Raw genomic sequence first — 16,028 nt, forward strand, 5'->3', positions numbered from 1 at the left:
AACACGAAACGGGCAGGCGGGTGCGGTGTAGCGCCGTTTCCGTGGCGCTGCGGCTCCGTGCCGTGGGTTTCCGTGCGCTCTGCGTGGCGTCGTGCTTCGTTCTCAGATTCAGCCGGTGCGGACGCGCAAAAGCATCAGCGCCCCGTGGTGGGGCGCTGGCTGCGTTAGCCGATGAGGTGACCGTATTTCCCTTTCAGGGCGGTGGCGGTCGAGGATGCTTGCGCTATCTCGCTGGCGTTGGTTGGGGTGCCGGTGTTGCTGTGGGTGTGCTCTGCGGTGCGCTGTGCCAGAGTGTTGATCAGGTCGAGGGTTTCCATTAACAACGTCAACAGGTTTGTGGTTCCGTCGCCGATCGTGGTTTTACCGGCCTGCAGCTGCAGTGCGGTGGAAATGCTCTGACGCAAACCGGCGATGCGTTCGGTCAGCGCGCCACCGATATCAACGCTTTTACTTTGGGCTATCTTCTCGTCGGCGGCCTTGGCTGCTGTCTTCAAGTTTGCGCTGGTGCCGACTGTGTAGTCGCCGCGGGCAATATGCGTCACGGCGCCGGCGGTGGTTCTCGCCGTTCCTAGCACGGTCTTGCTGTCGTCGGCTTGGACGGTGATCTCGCGATCGATAACCTTACGCGTTTCTTTGTCGGCCTCTACAGTGCGTGACGCTGAGACTTCCCTGATTGCCTGGTCAGTTTCACGATGCCAGTCACCCGGCGCTGTTACGCGCTGGAACACCTCGGCGCGCTGCTGCTGCAGTTGCTCGCCCGGCGCGATGGCGGGCAGACTGGCATTGCTGGGCAACACCTGGCGAATGAAGGGCTTGTCTTGCCTGCCGTCCTGGAATGCCAGCTCTACCAGCGTGCCAGGCGGTGGGTATTGCATGAAGCCGCTTTCGTCGCCGCCCATCGTCACCGGTAGCTGTACTGCAGGATAGGTTGGGGTGCCTTTGCTGTCCTGGCCGTTCTCGTCAAGCAGCTGCACGCCGACGGCATACTTTGGCCGGAATGGGTCGGCAATGTCGCCCAGCGCGGCCGGCTCGCTGTAGTTTTCCACGCGCGCCAGCTTCGGCAAGTGCAGCCCGGCGGCGATCTCAGGGTTCAACTGTTCAAGCTGGCGCTGGAATGTTGGCTTTATTTTAGGCTGGCCGCTGGTGTCAAGCGGTGTCCAGGTTAGCGTCATATCGCCGTCTTTGATAGCGACGCGGGTGATACGCTGGCCGTTGACCAGGGCGCCGGGGCGAACCGAAGGGATAAGCGGCACGGTCAACGAGTTACCCGCGCCGGTGCTCGATGCAAACTCGGCCGGGATGTCGACCGGCAAACCGGCAAAGCGCGAATCTTGCCAGCGGCCCAGCCAGACCGAACCGTCAGGCAACTGCTGCCAAATGTAATCATCGATCCCAAAGGCACGGCCCAGGGTGTTCAGCAACTGCCACCCGGTGCCGCTATGGACAAAATGCGGGATCGGTGTGTCGACATAATCCGCGACCGGTAAGACAAATTCTATCCCGCTCGCCTGATTTAGCGTCTGCGTGACCTGGCGCAGCGTTGGGTGCTGCATTGAAAGCGGCCAACGCTTTTCAAATATCCCCGTCATTTCCCGCACGAACAGCCGACGGAATCCGTTATCGGATACCTGATCGCGCTCAACATACCCGGTAAACCAGCGATACGAATTATCGTTGTACCCCAAATCGAGACGGACGATCGCGCCGGTGGCGTCGCCCTCGATTTTTGCCGTGACAAAACCGCGGCCGGTATCGTTCAGGTCGGTGACCACCTCGTAGGCCGACACGGTGGCATCGACGGCGCCAATTTTTAACGTAACGACGGGTTTCATAGCGCCCCCAACTGGTCATCAACACGTTTCAAGATTTTTTCAAATCCGGTCAGTTCCTTTTCCTGCTCGTCGGCGTCGTCTGACGGTGCGGCGGCGGTGCCGGCGGCCGTTTGGGTTTTCGTGGTGCTGGTTGGGGCGTTGGCGGCCTTGCGACCTTTGGCCTTCTCGGCGGTGCTGAGTTGTTCTGTCAGCGTAAAGCTGACCTGCCAGGCTAATTTATCGGTCTGCTCGGTGGCTTCAATCGTGCCGGTAAACATGCCTTGTTTCATGTTGATCGCCTGCGCCACCGGGCTGGCGATGCGATAGCGTCGCCCGGCGCCGCCGCTGTCCTTGGCTTCAGCCAGCGCGAAAATGCGCGATAGCAGGGCTTTATCCTTGAAGTCGATCAGGCCGGATACGCTCAGCTCTTTGGCCTTGATGCCGTTTTCTGATTGTGTAGTGCTGGATGATTGCCCCGATTTGTCCTTGGTTTCGATAGTCATTTTCGGGGAAACCTTGATTGACTTGAGCGGGATTCCTTCGCCATCGAGCGCCAGCATGATGATCGTCATGGTTTTACCATCCGTAATAACTCGCCGACATCGCCCACAAACAGCGCGCCGAGGGTGAAAATCGCGTCAGGTTCGGGGATGCCGTTCAGCATGTTGTTAGCGATGTTGGACGGATGCCCCTCATCGGTGAACATCCAGGCGTCGACACGGCGGCCTTTCAGGTCAGTTAGCGCTTGTTCTGCTGCCTGCTGCGCCTGGCTGGCGGCTTCGTCAAGGCTCTGCAGCGCGCTGGTGATGTCGTCAAATGACAGGCCGGCGGCGGCAGATTCGGCGGCCGCCTGGATGCGCTGGGCGTTCTGCGCTGTGCGGGTCGTGCTCAGCGAAAGCAGCGCGACGTCAGGTAAGCCAACGCCCTGCATCCCCGGCAGCTGCATTTTACTGACCGCAAGCTCAGCTTGCGCCACGGCTTTTCGTGTAGTCTTTTGCAAATCCGGCAGCGGCAGCAAGGCCGCAAACCCGGCCAGGTCATCCAGAAAACGGTCGCTTTGTGTTGCAGTGATCAGGAAGCCAACGGCGCCAGGCGTGCCGCCGGCGGCCTTTAACTTGCCTGCCAAAAACTTGACGGCGTTCTCCGGGCTGAGGTAATTCCCGGATGGTGTCACCTGGCCGGCGCCATAAGTCCACGGATTCACGGTCAGTAAAGAACAACTGATCGGCGCAAGGTTATCGGGAAAGCCCAGGGTGACTCGCCGCCACATTATGGAGCCTCCGGCCAGTCAATTACCGGGGCTGCGGCAATGTCGACACGCGACAACAGCACGCGATATGTGCGCCAGGCTTCAAGGGTGATTTTATCCTCTTCTGAAGCCATCCCCAGATCGACCGCATCGGCCAGTACCAGGATCTGATTGCTGGCTTGGGTCATCAGCGCGCCTTTTTGGGCGATAGCGGCACGGACATCGGCGGCGGCGTCTTTTCTAATGCTGCCGTTGTTGTAAACCCAATCACCTGAAATGTTGCAGCCGTCAGGCAATGTATCGATGTCGACGACGGTTAGCCCCTCGGGAAACAGTGCGGAAACATCTTGCGTGATGCTGCGGATCACGCCGGTTTCAGGCAAGATTGCCAGCTTGTATTTTTTGGTGAATTTGGCCTGTGCGCTATACCAGTCACGGCCTTTTTCGTCTTGCAGATAGAGCGCAAGCGCACCGAATGCCGGTTTATCAGGTGTATACCGGGTAAAGTTGTTCATGCGCATAATTACCCCCCTATAGTGATCCAATTGTCGCCGATGAGGTATTGTAGCGGCGCCGCATACCCGTAACCATCGGCGGCGCCAAAGTCCCCGATCCCGGTAACGACGTGACCAGCCGGGGCCATGACGTCACCGTCATAACCACCAATGTGAATATTGGCGCCGAGTCGCAACTGCTTAACAAATGTTCCATTGACATAATCCCAGGTGGCGCGAGTGGCGATGTTGTCATTAGCTTTGGTAAAATTGGTATTCAGCCAGCCGGATAGATATCCGCCCCAGATACTGCCTTCAATATTGCCATCTACATGAAGGTTGGCCGCGCCGGCGGTGATTTTTGCGCTGGCGGAAAAACTGCCATCATTGCGAAATTCATACCAGCCATCTGCGCCGCCATTGGCAACATGAATCCCCATGAAGTGGTATTGATTAACGCGCTCGCAGTGGTAAATATCCGTGAATAAATTACCGGCTCCCGTGATGTGAAGCCCGTTCGTCTGGCGCTCGTTATTGGCATCAATATCGCCTAGGCCATTTTTTACAATGAATCCCTTGCCGTTGATGGTAATTCCATCATCAACCTCCAGCCATTCGACGACGTCCCCCGTTTGTTTAACAAAGCGCCCATCAGCCTCATTCTGGCTAAATACGCTGATATTTTTACGGGCTTCCGCTTTGTCGACAATGTCATTCAGATTCTGGTCTTTGCGCAGAAATGTGCGGTTGGCTTCCTGCTCACCCTGGGAGCCTTTCGGGCGCAGATCGGTGACGCTGCCATCTTCGTTGATGCGGGCCAGTTGGGTGACGTGATGCGGGAAGCCTTGCGGGTCGATATAGTCTTGCAGCGCGTCAGCAGCAGTGAGTTTTACGACGGTTTCCCATCGGCTGGTCACCTGGCCCTGCAGGCTGATGTCAGCCCAGATCAGCGTCGGGGTATGGTCAACGGCGATCGGCGTTAGTGCTGGCAGCACGCCGCGCAAACCGCCGACATAGCCAATGCCTGCGGCAGCTTGGTAAGTGGCGCCGGTGCGAGTGACCAGAAAGGCATCACCAAAGAATGCGCCAGGGCCGTAAATGTCCAGACCGGCCAGGCGTTGACGTTCATCGATACCGGCCAGGCGGGCCGAGAAGTCGATCTGCCAGGTCTGAGGGGTAACATTAATCTGCGTGGTACCGGCGGCGCCGTTGAACTCCATCGCCAGCGTTCGGGTCAGCGTGTTTCCTTGCTCCTGCCCAATGGTCGCGATTTTTCGCTGGGTGCGGGTGTGCACAATCATGCATAGCGTGTTGCTGGCCTGGTCAACCAGCCCGATCCAGTTGTAATCAAAATCGCCGACAGAGGTGTCCAGCACCACAGAGAAAACCACCGCGTCAGTGTTGAGCATGCCGTATTGCATGACCGGTGCGGTGTGCACGATGTTGGCCGGCGCCGGCAATGGCTCGTCGCGGCCGATCTCGGCTTCAGGGTCTTGCCCTGGAATATAGGCAAAAACGAATGTATCCGGGCGCGCCGGCAGATTATTGGCCGCCTGGCTTGCCGCCCACTGCTCGTATTTTCTGGTGATAATGGCTGACATCTCGGCCCCTTTCAGTGTGCTGCAGCATCGCTGTGATTGTCTGTGCTCGATACGTTGGCCATAACAGACAAATCCAACCATGCCACCTGGTTAAACTGTCAAAATCTCGCCGGCTTCGGTCATGATATACAGCCGGCTTTCGGTGATAATTGCGGCGTCTTTGCCTGGCCGCGCGGCGATCAGCTGGTGATCGTTATCGAACCAACCGGCACGCATGCCCAGCGGTGCGACGTTAAGCACCTCGAACCGATACCGGCGGCAGGTGCGGCCGTATTTCCTGATGATCTCATTCATCAACGTGGCGTTAGCGGCCAGCTGGTTGTCGTTGACGCGAATAATGATGACGTCCCAATCGACGCCCGGCTGGCGCTCAAGCTGCTGCATATCGCCGATTTTCAGGCGTTCAAAAATGCGTTTGAAGCCAATAAAGCTACCGCTGTCCTGCGCGTTAACAAACGCGTGTTTTACTCGCAGGCGGTACAACCAAAGCGGCTCGCCCTCAAAGCGATCGATATCGCGCTGGTACGCCAGCAGGTTAAGGATCTGAACCGTGCAGGTTTCCGGGTCGCCCTGGGCCAGTGGAAACGAGATCCAGCCTTTGACCTTCTCCCAGAAGTTGACGCAGGCGGCCGCCAGTTTCTTCGGCTCGCCTTTGTTCATCCAACTGGGCAGGGTGATCAGCGGTTTATCCATTGGTCAGCACCACATTTAACGAGGCCAGGCGCGGGATAGATAATCCGCTGATGATGTCATCCAGCGAAAAGGTGACCGATTCCAGCGCCGAAAACTGCAGGTGCAGCTCTTCAGCCAGACGCGAGAAGCTAAAGCGACTGTGCGGCCAGGTTTTGGTTACCGTGTAGGTGGCGTTATCTCGGAAGGCGCAGCGGACAAAGTTTTCAATGTCCTGTTTCAAGTCCGCCTGTTCTTCGTCGCTCAGGTTCAGCGTGGCGAACATGTACGCGGTGACCGTTAAATCGTGCTGCGTCTCCGGCATGGCAAAACAGCGCATGTCATCGCCGTGCCCGTGGTAGCCCTGCACCATGATGTGATCATTAACCGCGGCGATGAAGGAGTCGGCCGGAATGCCGGTATCAAGCAACAAATAGGCGTTAGCGGTGCCCGGTCCGCGTGGGGCGTCGTGCTCGAAGTACACGCGATCGGTGCTCAACCCGGCGACGCTGGCGATCATGCTGCGATAGACTGCGTCGATATGGTATGAGCCGACGAGGTTGTATTGATTTCTGCAGCGGTCGCGCAGCTCGTCGTCTGACTCGCGATCGGCGCCGGGCTGCGTCAGCCAGTCGTCGAGGTTCTCAACGCGTGCAATGCCGGGAATGTCCGTCGGCAGTATGCGGAAGTAGCCCGGCGCGAGATTGTAGGCGGTGCCGCTCTGTTCGGCTTTTATTGCAATTGCCTGGCTGGCCGTTCCCACGGGGATCACCACCTCCGCAACGGTCATCACGCGATAAACCTTATCGTCGATGCGCTCAGTTTGGATCACGGTGCCGGCGGGAATGGTGATCAGCAGCGTCGGGTCAGCCTTGAAGAAAGTGATCGCGCCCTGGGTGAAGGTTGGGTCTTTACGCGACAGGTTGACCGCCCAGGCGAACAAGTCCAGATAAGCCCCTGAAGCGGTGGCGAGATACATATTCGCCATCACGACGTTAACGAGGATGTCTTTCAGCCAGATCACAGGCTTGGTCACGATAGCCGTTATCAGGCGCCAGAAAGGCGACATTTTCGAGGTGTTGGTGATCAAGCCCTCGGCGTCGACCACCTTCTGAAACTCGGCTTTGACCTCGGCTTCCGTGGTCGGCATGCCGCCGGCGCGCAGTGCGGCCTCAAAATCAACGGCTGGTTTATTGGTCATAGGTCACCCCGGTGTTGAGCGGGCCAAAATCATAGGTGTCGGCGGTGATCAGCAGGCGGCCGCGGGTTTCCTCAGCCACAAAGATGGTACTGGGAACCAGCCTCACGTCATCCTCGACCAGCAACGTAATTTGCAAGAGGATGTCAGCGCGCAGCGTCGGGCTGCGCTCGGCGACCAGCAACGTGGCGAGGCCGCTTTCCATGATCGCGTGTTTGATGTCCTGGCCGATACTGACCAGGTTGTCGCACAGCACCAGCTCAAAGCCGGCATTCAGCGTAAAATCGCGGTCGGTGATCAGCAGGTCGATATACAGTTTTTCGTCAGCCATGCCCGTATAGCTCCATGTTTTCTTGCAGCTGCTGCGGGGTTAACGGCTGCATCACGTTATATTGCACGGAGCCGATCGTCTGGGTTCTGGCGCTGCTGCTGTTGTTGGTTGACTGGTTCACCTGGCCCATGATGCCGCCGCGCCCGGTTGAAACGGTATTCGCGCCGGTCAGTAGCGGGGCGCTGCCGGGTTGGCTTCCGGCTGGGTTCGCTTCTGGCGCTACGCTTTTCATCTCGATGTCGACGCCGGGGATCATGTTCAGTTTTTCCACGATCCAGTTGTAGGTCTGCGCGAAGCTGTTTTTCAGGTAGTCCCATAGCCCCTTGAATACGTCGGTGATGGTGTTTTTGAAGTCGGTGAACGCCTGCACGGGCGACAGGCCGGTGAAGAAGTTGACCACGTTCTGCCAGCCCGCCTTAATCAGCGCCCAGGTGACGCGGAAAATGGCGCCGACCACCATCACGATCCCCATCAACCACTGAAATGCGGCGGTGTCCATGATGGCGGCTTTCAGTTCATCCCAATAGGCGACGACGGCCCAGACAGCCGCTACCAACAGCGCAATCAGTCCGATCACCAGCGTGATCGGCAGGCCCATGAAGTTGGCGGCGAGGCCGGTCAGGAAGAAGGCCAGGCGCAGCATCAACAGCACTGGGCGCAGCAGCTTGAGAATGATCAGGAAGCCCATCCACAGGAATTTACCGGCGGCGACGGCGATGTTTGCCAGCGCAAAGACAGCAACCAGCGACGTGAGGGCGATAGAGACGTAGCCTATCCAGCGCGCGATATTTTTAAATTTCAGCAGCCAGGCGGCGCCCTGGGTTCCCATGTCAGACATGCGTTCGATCAGCGGGTTGATGACAGGCAGCAGCGCGCCGCCCACGGCGATGCGCATGCCTTTCCAGACCTGCAGCAGCCGGTCAAATTGGTTTGTCATGTCGGCGGCCATCTTTTTGGCGTTGTCCATGCCGTTAATTTTTCCGATCTGATCGATGTTATTTTTCAGGCCGTCGACGTTCTGCGCCAGCAGCTTAATCAGGGAGACCGCCTCATCGGAGCCAAATGCTTTCTTAATCAAATCCGAGTCGGCAACTTTCTTGATATCGCCGTATTTTTGCTGGATCAGGCCCATGATGTCGGCGATGCCCTTCATTGAGCCGTCTTGCTTGACAAAATTCAGCCCTAGCACTGTCTGGGCTTTGCCGACGCCCTGCAGGAAGGCTTTGTATTTTGTCCCGGCTTCGCTGCCGCTCATGGTGGCCTGTAACTGGCCGAGTACGGCGAATTGCTCCGCCATGCCGATCCCTGCGGCGGTGGCGTTGGCGCCGATTGATGTGAACGCATCGGACATCTGTTTACCGTCCGATTTAAAAATCTTCACCGCTTCGGCCGTCTGCCCGGTCATCACCTCCACCCAGCTGGAACGGCCCATCGCGTCGGCCGTTTTCTGGAAAACGCCGTACATGGTGCCGATATAGTTGGTGATGGTGTCAGCGTCGGCACGGGTGCCTTTTGCCAGGATCGATCCCGCGGTGGTAAAGGTGCGCAGCTCTTTATCTGCCAGGCCATCGATCGCACCTGCGATAGAGGCGGCCGACGCCACGAACCCGGCGGCGGATTCACCGTATTTCATACTGAACAGGATCGCGGTGTTACTGAGGTTCTTCAGTGCGGTGTCGGCTACGCCGATGGATTTCACCTCGGCGAGCGCGCGCTGCAGTTCGTCAGCAGGGCCGAGAATGCCCATGATCGATTGCGCGACGCCCCATAATGTAGCGCCGCCGGCGACCATCTGCCCGAATGCAGCGCGTGATTTGCCGGCGAAATTTGTCAACTCGCCGCCGGCCATCTTGAGAGGGCGCGAGAACTTGTCGACCAGCGATAGCATCACTTCCAGCTGTTTCATCACGCACCCTTGAACGCCTTGGCGATGCCGTTATTCACCGCGATCGCCATGTTTTGCCAATATCGATTGTCTAGCCACAGTGCGCGGGCGAGCGATTCGTCATCGTCAGGCTCGCCCGGCAGGTATCGCCGGCGCAGGGTTAGCAGCTGTTCCAGCTGGTTGTCGTCGATCGCCTGCGCGCGGCGCGCTAGTTTTTTACTTCAAATTCCAGCTCTGGCGAGTAAATCTCGTTGACCTTGCCGGCCAGTTTTACCGCGCCGCCTGGTAGGGCGAGGATCTTGTCCAGCGCGTCTTTGCTGTCAGGGTGAACGATGCGGCGCAGGAAGTTGGACGCCGGCGCGACTTTGTTGTCGGTCGACATCTCGTTAATAAATTTGTTGAAGGCGATGACATTCGGCTCGAATACCATATCCAGACCGTTGACTTTAATATCGATTTTTACTTTATCGCTCATGGGGTGATCCTTTTTCTCTCTGCTCTATTTCAGCGGCCAGCTGGTTATGTCTGGCCGCGCACGGTGGGTAAATCTTGCGGTACTCTTCCAGCGCCGCGGCGAACGCTTCGCCGGTGTTACTGCGTAGCCTCGGCAGCGTTTCCGGGCAGCGGGCCAACAAATTGGCCTGATAGGGTACGCTCGGCGCGGTCGGTGGCGGCGTTGAACAGCCGGACATACTCAGCAGTAGCACACACGTTGCTGAAAACCGGCTTAACCACTTCGGTGCGAATGACCCGTTCGGTGTGCGTTTCATTTGCGCTTAGCTCCGCTAATTTGCTTTCCAGCAGCCTGGCCGACTCGCCCGCCATCTGCTCGGTATACCGGCGCGATTTCTCGGCGCCGGCGGTGGCGGCCCGCTCAATGATCAGCTGCTGGCTGTCGCTGTACAGCCCGGCAGTGAACCAGCCCGCCCAAAATATGACGGCCAGCAGCGCCAGCAGAATGAACGGTTTCGCCTGGCTCATCAGCGCACGCCTTCATGCTCAAGACTGAAGTGATTGCCGTCCGGCCGGTCGCGGAAACGCCCGCCCCAGCTGCCGCCGATGCTCTCCCAGTATTCCCCCAGGGGCAGGTATGCCGCGCTGTTGGTCTGGTACTGGCCGTTGATGAACAGATTCAGGTCGACGGCCAGGCGCTTGGTGTGCAGGCTGTTGCGGATACCGCTGCCTTTTTTGGCGTTGAGTGCGGCTTGTTCTGGCGTGCGGTACGCTTCACCGAACGTCAGGCGATAGCCTTTCTCATCGGCCCATAAAATCAGCTGGGCGATCAGCTTGGTAAACAGCTGCTGCTTTTCACTTAACGTCATTGTTTTCCCCTTGTACCCACTTGTTGCCGCGGCGGCGTAGCCAGCGCTCAACGAATTGATAACCGGCAATCCCCAGGGCGCACCCGATGCCATTGATAGCCACCGGGGACAGATCAGGGAACTGCACCAACGCGACGCCGGCCACCATCGAGACAGCAGATCCCAGGATGATGCGGCCAATCATCAGCCGCGGGGTGATCGGGTCTTTGCTGTTCAACACCTGCCCCAGGGCGATAACGGCGCCGATGGCGGCCAGAGTCAGGATTTTCTTTTCGTGGTCTTGCATGCCGTCCCCTTAGCCCAACAGATCGCGCGTATCGTCTGCGGACAGATACGGAATGCCGTTGATATGCACAAAGTTCGGCGACGTCACGATGTACTTGATTTTGTGCTTACTTTTGTCCGCGCTGGTCGGGTCGATGTTCAGCAGATCGGAGATCATGATCTTGCAGCCGAACGCCTCGACCTTCATTTCCTCGTCGCCGGCCTTGGCGTAGAACAGGAAATCTTTCGGCGGAATGCCGCGCCAGCTTCCGGCACTGCGTGCGGCGTTCTGGGCAACGATCAGGTTTTTGCTGTCCAGCTCGATCTCGCCGTCCGCCTCGACATCGCCGTCGGTGTAACCGTCCGGCACGCCGCGGGTTTTGGTTACGGCGGTGTTGTCAGTGATATTCAGCGAGATGCTTTCGGCATGGATGGCGGCGCCTTCCATATCGAAATCAAAGCTCATGCCTGAAATACGTTTACTCATGGGTCGTTACTCCGTCAGGCTGGTGTCGAGCAGGATGCCGATCGAAATTTCTTTCGGGCTGGCATACGGCCGCGCGGTCATGAAAATTTGCACCTTGGTGCTGTTCAGCCAGGTGATCGTTACGTCGCCGTCTTTTGGCGGTTTCACCTCGCCGGGGAACGTCACCCCGTTAATCTGGGATGAAATCGCCATTTCTCGCATCGGCTTGCTGAAATAGGTTTCATGTGCGGCGATGCTGCTGTCCGACGAGTTAAGCGACCGATCGGCGATTTTCGGGATGGCCAGCAGGCGAACCCGTCGCGCCGCTTTATCTACCGTGCGCAGGTACTCGATCACTGAGTAATCGCCGCCGTCAACTTCCAGCGTGCGGCCGTCCGACCAGTACAGGCCCGCGTAGTCGACATACCACATTGGCACGCTGTAGCGGTTGGCGTTCAGCGCCTGCAGCACAGACAGATCCAGCGGTACGTCGGCGCTGTCTGTTGGCAACTCGTCGCGCCCCAGATCGATAAGCGCGCCCGTGCGAACGCGGGCTGGGCTGTCGGCGATGGTTACCGAACGGTTGCACAGGCGGCCGGCCAGGACGCCCGGCTCATTCCCCCACAGGCGCGGCACAAGTTGCACGCTGGGGCCGGCGATGTCTTTTTGCAGGGCCGCCAGGCGGGTGCCGTATTGCGCCCACGTCTCGGCCTCGCCGGGGCCGCCCACGGACAAAATCGCCCACAGCCAGCGGCTGTTTTGCGCAATGAGATCGGCGCGCAGGGTGATCGCCGCGTTGATATCCGTCTTGTCGGCAATGTCCATGCACAGGACAAACCCCTCCACTGAGGCGGTTTGCTGGGCGCTTTTGACGGCGGCCACCCAGTCGGCAGTTTTGGCATCTGCGGCCAGGATGGCGACATAGGCAAACCAGTTATTGCCGGCGTTCCGGCGGGCGGCCGCGATGTTGCTTTTCAGCACGCTGTCGGCAGCGCCCAGCACGGTGTCCAGATTGGTGTTGCTGTTCAGCGGTTGCAGCGTGCCGGCATTGGTGGCGCCGATGCCGACGAACAGGACAACCCGCTCGATTTCGGTCGGCGTGCCCTGGTACTGGTTCAGCTGGTTAATATCTACACTCGGCCAGGTCATAGTTTCCCCTTGATATCCTGTGCTTTGACTTCCCAGCCGAACCCGATGCCTTGCAGCTGGCGGGCCAGGATCACGTTAAATTCATCGTCACTTACGCCGAGGAAGGCGCGGGCGGGTAGGTCAATCGTCCACGTTTGCTTGCTCGGTTTGCGCGCCAGCTTCTTAATCAGAAAGCCGGCTTTTTTCATCGACAGCTCTGCGGTGATGTAACTCACTGCCGGCTTGACGTACTTCCCGTTCCACCACACCTTGTAACCCAGGTCGCGCAGGCGCTTGGCCTGCCGCCGGGTTGCCGGTTTGCCTTCCTGGCTCGGCTGGCCCTGGTAGCTGCTCGCCCTGGCGGTTATCTGCGCGCCTTCGTGGTGAATGGCGCCGATCGTCCCTGCCGGCATACGCTTCGAACCACTGCGATAATTGCCGCCCTGCAGGTAGATGCGCACCGCTTCGATCTCCGGCATTTCCCGCACTTTCAGCAGCTTCGGCAGCTGGCGCAACATCTTGCGTCGCCCGCGTTTGCGCGGCGCCCAGGGCGTGCCGTCAGGCGCCTGTTGTTTGCGGGCATTGCGTTTTGATGCCGTGATGATCCCGCGTTTAGCGATGCGCCATAGCAGCCGCTGGCGCTTCGCTCTGGGCATCTCGTTGTCTTTCAGCGCCTGCTTTAGCGCGCGCAGCTGGTTTCTATTCAGCTCGCCATCAACGATCGTCGCCATCTTTCACCGGCGCGCCGGTGGCGTCCGCTCCGAAAATCACCGCCTCTTGCGCGTGGTCGTAAACCGCATCGACCACGCCCCACGCTTGCCCGTCCAGGGGGATCTCGCCGTCCTTGTTGGGCAACAGGACAATCTCATCGACCAACGGGATGGTGATCGTGACCAGAGCCGACTCTTCGTCGTACAGCTCGATGTCGACATCCGGATCGCTCAGGTTCAGATCGCCGCGGGCCTCGTTGGCGCCTTCCATCATCCAGGACAGCACCAGGGCGAACAGCACGGCCGGATCCAACTCGCGGTACGGATACTTGTCCCATTCCAGCACGCCGTCATAGGTGGTTATCCCGATCCGCCGCTGGCCTTTACCGAGGTTTTTCAGCGCTGGCGTCAGCTTCTGGTTGTCCATCCAGCTGGCGAAGGTCGGCACCCGTGTCGGCAGGTGCGCGGCCATGAATGCCGTCAATTCCGATAACTGGCTCATGACAAGGAAACCGTCGCGCGCCCCAATCCCAGGATCGCGCGCACCGCCTGGCTGGCCTCGGCCAGCAACCCGCTACGGGTAAAGGATTTGGCGGCATCGCTGCCGGTTCCTTCCGGCGCGGTGGCTTTGCTTACACGGCTGACGCTGGTCACTTCGCCGATCAGATCGGCCTTTGCCAGCGCATAGACCGCTTTTTTATATTGCGCTGTCGTCTGGTTCTCGTTGCCGGCTCGGGCGCCAGGCAAATTTTTGGCGGCGGCGAACCCTTCGGCCCGCTTGGTCGCCTCGAAATTGCTCAGGCGGCGGTTGATGTCGCCGATCGCAGTGAGCAGCGCTTGAATAGCGGTATCCCCCTGCAGCTGCGGCGGCACTTTCCGCTGCAGCTGGAACTCGCCCAGGTTCAGATCCGGCCAGAAGCTGCCCGGCGCCTGCGCAATGGTTTCGTCCTGATAGTCCAGGCTCTTGCCGCTGAAGCTGAGAGAACTCACAGCGCACCCCCTGTTAAAGAAGCGGACTGACCAGCATCCACGGCGTGATTAGCCAAATCGGCGTCACCCTCCGCTGCGTCCGCTCCGCCGTGCGGCAGTCGTTTGTTCAGCGCACGAATGCGCATCTCAATTTTTTCACGCAACGTCTTCACCCCCACGGGGGCGTGATAGGCATGCGCTTGCGCCAGCAGTTCTTCGGCGGCCTGCAGGATGTTGACGTCCTCGACCGCTGACGGCAGCGGCCGGCCGTTGCTGTCACGCAGCAGCAGCAGGGCGGCGAACTTGAACCACTTCGCGTTAATTTCTTCATGCAGTCGCCATTTCTCGCGCACATTCACAAAGGTGCGCGAGAAATACGGCTCAACGCTGTGACCGGCTTCGGCTTCACTTTCTGCCCAGGCCAGCACGGTGTCGGCGACAAAGGCCGAAAATGTGCGTTTGACGTTGTCCGGCGTGGGCTGGTGCTGCTCGATGGCGATGTCGGCCCAGTCCAGCGCCTGATCAAACTCGCCGATGTCGAACAGCCAGATCACGCAGTACGAAAACACCATGTTGGTGTAATGCTCGCCGCTGCTCAGATAGCGCTCGACGGTCGGCGCCCATTTAGGCAGCAGCTTGCGGCGCTTCATGTCTACCCGGTCGCGGATTGTCGGCAGCTGGCGCAGGCGCTCGACATCAAGCTGCAGCTCGCGCAACTGGATGTGCAGGCTGTCAGGATTGGCGCTCAGCGCCTGCCCCTGGCTTAGCGTTTGCTGTGCGGCAATCCGGGCGTTATGCCGCAGACCGGGCGACATGCTCATCGTTAGCCCCCAGCCGGCGGCGTGACGGCTTCTTCGCCCACGATGGTGACGGCTGACTCATCGATCGCGCCGTACAACTCGCGATAGCCCAGCGCGTAACCTTCGTTGCGCAGGTATTTGTTTTCGTACTGTGCGCGGTCTTCCACAAACTCAACCTTGCGCTGACGGGTGTTGCGTTGGGTCAGCACCTGCAGGTTGGCCGGAATGGTGACCGCTAAGCGCTTGCCAGGCATAAACGGCGGGATGGCAGCGCGGCGACCGGCGACAGAATCGGCCAGCAGCTGCGCGGCGATTTTCTCGGTCGGCTTGTCGGCCTTGCCATACAGGCGGAATTGCTCAGCAGCCACCAGGTCAGCACCAACCATGATCGTAAGGCGTGGGTCATTGCGGAATTCCTGCGGGATCTTGGTGTTGATGATGTCGGCCGCGGCGGCGTCCAGTGATTTGTAATCTCCGCTCGGCCCGATGGTGACCGGGTCAGTGATGATCTGAGAACCGCCGTTGAACTCTTTGGCAAGCTGGTGCCAGCCTTTGTTAACGTCCTGGCCCAGCGGGTTAGCATCCGGATCGGTGGTTGCGACCACGCTGATGCCGTTGAAGCCAATACGCAGGATGTCGAGGGCAAACGCCTGCATGGTGAACGCGTTCACCAGCGTCATGAACTCGTTGACGTCGCCGCTGTTGGCCCAGTTCGACAGGGTTTCCCAGTCCAGATCGACCGCAGAGTCGGTTTTCGCCAGGGTGTAAACGTTGCCGCTTACGCCAATGTTGCGATGGAATCGCCCGGTTGCGGAGCGGCCGGTATGCAGACGCGACGCGCCCACATCAACCACCTGGCCGCTCATCTGATCCACGTCTTTCATGGTGATGAACTGCAGGAAGTCGAGCGACTCCTGCAGCGTTTTGCGGATGGCGGTTTCCATCGGCGGCGTGACCGCGTAATACTTGGTGCGGTCGGAGTTTTCCGGTTGACCGAGATTTTTAAACAGCGTGCTGAAATAAGCGTCCATCGCCTTGCGGGCGCTATCGCTCAACACGGAGACTTGTTGCGACATAATCTATTTCCTTCTTCCCGCCGCCGTCGGCAGCTTTATGAGTTGATGCGATAAG

21 protein-coding genes are annotated in these 16,028 nt (G+C 59.0%); all 21 read right to left on the reverse strand.

The window, feature by feature from the left end; genetic code table 11:
• Positions 1-164: 164 nt before the first annotated feature.
• The 21 genes from QMZ29_RS24515 to QMZ29_RS24610 all read right to left on the reverse strand — a co-directional run bounded on the left by QMZ29_RS24515 (position 165) and on the right by QMZ29_RS24610 (position 15,973).
• Positions 165-1,832 carry a hypothetical protein gene (locus QMZ29_RS24515; RefSeq protein WP_261423656.1) on the reverse strand — a complete coding sequence of 556 codons (1,668 nt, stop codon included), beginning with the start codon at positions 1,830-1,832 and terminating at the stop codon, positions 165-167.
• The gene (locus tag QMZ29_RS24520; RefSeq protein WP_261423655.1) at positions 1,829-2,383 is read right to left on the reverse strand and encodes a baseplate complex protein; all 555 of its coding nucleotides are present in this window, start codon (positions 2,381-2,383) and stop codon (positions 1,829-1,831) included. Before QMZ29_RS24520 ends, QMZ29_RS24515 begins: the two co-directional genes overlap by 4 nt.
• Entirely contained in the window at positions 2,380-3,081 is a 702-nt protein-coding gene (locus QMZ29_RS24525) for a hypothetical protein (RefSeq protein ID WP_261423654.1), read from the reverse strand. The genes QMZ29_RS24520 and QMZ29_RS24525 overlap by 4 nt, the downstream gene beginning before the upstream one ends.
• Positions 3,081-3,581 (reverse strand): tail fiber assembly protein, encoded by a 501-nt coding sequence (locus QMZ29_RS24530; RefSeq protein WP_261423653.1) that lies wholly within the window; start codon positions 3,579-3,581, stop codon positions 3,081-3,083. Before QMZ29_RS24530 ends, QMZ29_RS24525 begins: the two co-directional genes overlap by 1 nt.
• 2 nt (positions 3,582-3,583) lie before the next feature.
• Positions 3,584-5,155 (reverse strand): phage tail-collar fiber domain-containing protein, encoded by a 1,572-nt coding sequence (locus QMZ29_RS24535; RefSeq protein ID WP_261423652.1) that lies wholly within the window; start codon positions 5,153-5,155, stop codon positions 3,584-3,586.
• Between the two features lie 90 nt (positions 5,156-5,245).
• Positions 5,246-5,848, reverse strand: coding sequence for a hypothetical protein (locus QMZ29_RS24540; protein ID WP_060433223.1), 603 nt, complete (start codon positions 5,846-5,848; stop codon positions 5,246-5,248).
• On the reverse strand, positions 5,841-7,025 hold the full coding sequence (locus QMZ29_RS24545) for a baseplate J/gp47 family protein (RefSeq protein WP_261423651.1): 1,185 nt from the start codon (positions 7,023-7,025) through the stop codon (positions 5,841-5,843). The genes QMZ29_RS24540 and QMZ29_RS24545 overlap by 8 nt, the downstream gene beginning before the upstream one ends.
• On the reverse strand, positions 7,015-7,353 hold the full coding sequence (locus QMZ29_RS24550; protein WP_261423650.1) for a DUF2590 family protein: 339 nt from the start codon (positions 7,351-7,353) through the stop codon (positions 7,015-7,017). The genes QMZ29_RS24545 and QMZ29_RS24550 overlap by 11 nt, the downstream gene beginning before the upstream one ends.
• Positions 7,346-9,259, reverse strand: a complete 1,914-nt coding sequence (locus QMZ29_RS24555) for a phage tail tape measure protein (RefSeq protein WP_261423649.1) — start codon at positions 9,257-9,259, stop codon at positions 7,346-7,348. Before QMZ29_RS24555 ends, QMZ29_RS24550 begins: the two co-directional genes overlap by 8 nt.
• Positions 9,259-9,429, reverse strand: a complete 171-nt coding sequence (locus QMZ29_RS25900; RefSeq protein WP_372913229.1) for a DUF6890 family protein — start codon at positions 9,427-9,429, stop codon at positions 9,259-9,261. Before QMZ29_RS25900 ends, QMZ29_RS24555 begins: the two co-directional genes overlap by 1 nt.
• Positions 9,430-9,446: 17 nt before the next feature.
• On the reverse strand, positions 9,447-9,713 hold the full coding sequence (locus QMZ29_RS24560; RefSeq protein ID WP_261423648.1) for a putative phage tail assembly chaperone: 267 nt from the start codon (positions 9,711-9,713) through the stop codon (positions 9,447-9,449).
• A gap of 116 nt (positions 9,714-9,829) precedes the next feature.
• A complete protein-coding gene (locus tag QMZ29_RS24565; protein ID WP_261423647.1) occupies positions 9,830-10,219 on the reverse strand; it encodes a hypothetical protein in 390 nt (129 codons plus the stop codon).
• A complete protein-coding gene (locus QMZ29_RS24570) occupies positions 10,219-10,560 on the reverse strand; it encodes a M15 family metallopeptidase (protein WP_060422324.1) in 342 nt (113 codons plus the stop codon). Before QMZ29_RS24570 ends, QMZ29_RS24565 begins: the two co-directional genes overlap by 1 nt.
• Positions 10,547-10,846 carry a phage holin family protein gene (locus QMZ29_RS24575; RefSeq protein WP_060387966.1) on the reverse strand — a complete coding sequence of 100 codons (300 nt, stop codon included), beginning with the start codon at positions 10,844-10,846 and terminating at the stop codon, positions 10,547-10,549. Before QMZ29_RS24575 ends, QMZ29_RS24570 begins: the two co-directional genes overlap by 14 nt.
• Positions 10,847-10,855: 9 nt before the next feature.
• Complete coding sequence (locus QMZ29_RS24580) at positions 10,856-11,311, reverse strand: phage protein (protein ID WP_060387965.1); 456 nt, start codon at positions 11,309-11,311, stop codon at positions 10,856-10,858.
• Between the two features lie 6 nt (positions 11,312-11,317).
• Positions 11,318-12,439 (reverse strand): DUF2586 domain-containing protein, encoded by a 1,122-nt coding sequence (locus QMZ29_RS24585; protein ID WP_261423646.1) that lies wholly within the window; start codon positions 12,437-12,439, stop codon positions 11,318-11,320.
• The gene (locus QMZ29_RS24590) at positions 12,436-13,149 is read right to left on the reverse strand and encodes a phage virion morphogenesis family protein (protein ID WP_060422317.1); all 714 of its coding nucleotides are present in this window, start codon (positions 13,147-13,149) and stop codon (positions 12,436-12,438) included. The genes QMZ29_RS24585 and QMZ29_RS24590 overlap by 4 nt, the downstream gene beginning before the upstream one ends.
• Positions 13,133-13,630, reverse strand: coding sequence for a phage tail protein (locus tag QMZ29_RS24595; protein WP_261423645.1), 498 nt, complete (start codon positions 13,628-13,630; stop codon positions 13,133-13,135). The genes QMZ29_RS24590 and QMZ29_RS24595 overlap by 17 nt, the downstream gene beginning before the upstream one ends.
• Complete coding sequence (locus QMZ29_RS24600; protein WP_261423644.1) at positions 13,627-14,118, reverse strand: head completion/stabilization protein; 492 nt, start codon at positions 14,116-14,118, stop codon at positions 13,627-13,629. The genes QMZ29_RS24595 and QMZ29_RS24600 overlap by 4 nt, the downstream gene beginning before the upstream one ends.
• Positions 14,115-14,918, reverse strand: coding sequence for a phage terminase small subunit (gene gpM / locus QMZ29_RS24605; RefSeq protein WP_147881855.1), 804 nt, complete (start codon positions 14,916-14,918; stop codon positions 14,115-14,117). Before gpM ends, QMZ29_RS24600 begins: the two co-directional genes overlap by 4 nt.
• A 2-nt stretch (positions 14,919-14,920) precedes the next feature.
• Positions 14,921-15,973, reverse strand: a complete 1,053-nt coding sequence (locus QMZ29_RS24610) for a phage major capsid protein, P2 family (RefSeq protein ID WP_392396784.1) — start codon at positions 15,971-15,973, stop codon at positions 14,921-14,923.
• Positions 15,974-16,028 lie beyond the last annotated feature (55 nt).

This window comes from Serratia sp. PF-27 (assembly GCF_030053255.1).
In the GTDB taxonomy this organism is placed as follows: Bacteria; Pseudomonadota; Gammaproteobacteria; order Enterobacterales; family Enterobacteriaceae; genus Serratia; species Serratia bockelmannii.

Coding starts and splice junctions, on each gene's coding strand:
- QMZ29_RS24515 (WP_261423656.1), bottom strand. CDS start 1,832: ATGAAACCCGTCGTTACGTTAAAAATTGGCGCCGTCGATGCCACCGTG.
- QMZ29_RS24520 (WP_261423655.1), bottom strand. CDS start 2,383: ATGACGATCATCATGCTGGCGCTCGATGGCGAAGGAATCCCGCTCAAG.
- QMZ29_RS24525 (WP_261423654.1), bottom strand. CDS start 3,081: ATGTGGCGGCGAGTCACCCTGGGCTTTCCCGATAACCTTGCGCCGATC.
- QMZ29_RS24530 (WP_261423653.1), bottom strand. CDS start 3,581: ATGCGCATGAACAACTTTACCCGGTATACACCTGATAAACCGGCATTC.
- QMZ29_RS24535 (WP_261423652.1), bottom strand. CDS start 5,155: ATGTCAGCCATTATCACCAGAAAATACGAGCAGTGGGCGGCAAGCCAG.
- QMZ29_RS24540 (WP_060433223.1), bottom strand. CDS start 5,848: ATGGATAAACCGCTGATCACCCTGCCCAGTTGGATGAACAAAGGCGAG.
- QMZ29_RS24545 (WP_261423651.1), bottom strand. CDS start 7,025: ATGACCAATAAACCAGCCGTTGATTTTGAGGCCGCACTGCGCGCCGGC.
- QMZ29_RS24550 (WP_261423650.1), bottom strand. CDS start 7,353: ATGGCTGACGAAAAACTGTATATCGACCTGCTGATCACCGACCGCGAT.
- QMZ29_RS24555 (WP_261423649.1), bottom strand. CDS start 9,259: ATGAAACAGCTGGAAGTGATGCTATCGCTGGTCGACAAGTTCTCGCGC.
- QMZ29_RS24560 (WP_261423648.1), bottom strand. CDS start 9,713: ATGAGCGATAAAGTAAAAATCGATATTAAAGTCAACGGTCTGGATATG.
- QMZ29_RS24565 (WP_261423647.1), bottom strand. CDS start 10,219: ATGAGCCAGGCGAAACCGTTCATTCTGCTGGCGCTGCTGGCCGTCATA.
- QMZ29_RS24570 (WP_060422324.1), bottom strand. CDS start 10,560: ATGACGTTAAGTGAAAAGCAGCAGCTGTTTACCAAGCTGATCGCCCAG.
- QMZ29_RS24575 (WP_060387966.1), bottom strand. CDS start 10,846: ATGCAAGACCACGAAAAGAAAATCCTGACTCTGGCCGCCATCGGCGCC.
- QMZ29_RS24580 (WP_060387965.1), bottom strand. CDS start 11,311: ATGAGTAAACGTATTTCAGGCATGAGCTTTGATTTCGATATGGAAGGC.
- QMZ29_RS24585 (WP_261423646.1), bottom strand. CDS start 12,439: ATGACCTGGCCGAGTGTAGATATTAACCAGCTGAACCAGTACCAGGGC.
- QMZ29_RS24590 (WP_060422317.1), bottom strand. CDS start 13,149: ATGGCGACGATCGTTGATGGCGAGCTGAATAGAAACCAGCTGCGCGCG.
- QMZ29_RS24595 (WP_261423645.1), bottom strand. CDS start 13,630: ATGAGCCAGTTATCGGAATTGACGGCATTCATGGCCGCGCACCTGCCG.
- gpM (WP_147881855.1), bottom strand. CDS start 14,918: ATGAGCATGTCGCCCGGTCTGCGGCATAACGCCCGGATTGCCGCACAG.
- QMZ29_RS24610 (WP_392396784.1), bottom strand. CDS start 15,973: ATGTCGCAACAAGTCTCCGTGTTGAGCGATAGCGCCCGCAAGGCGATG.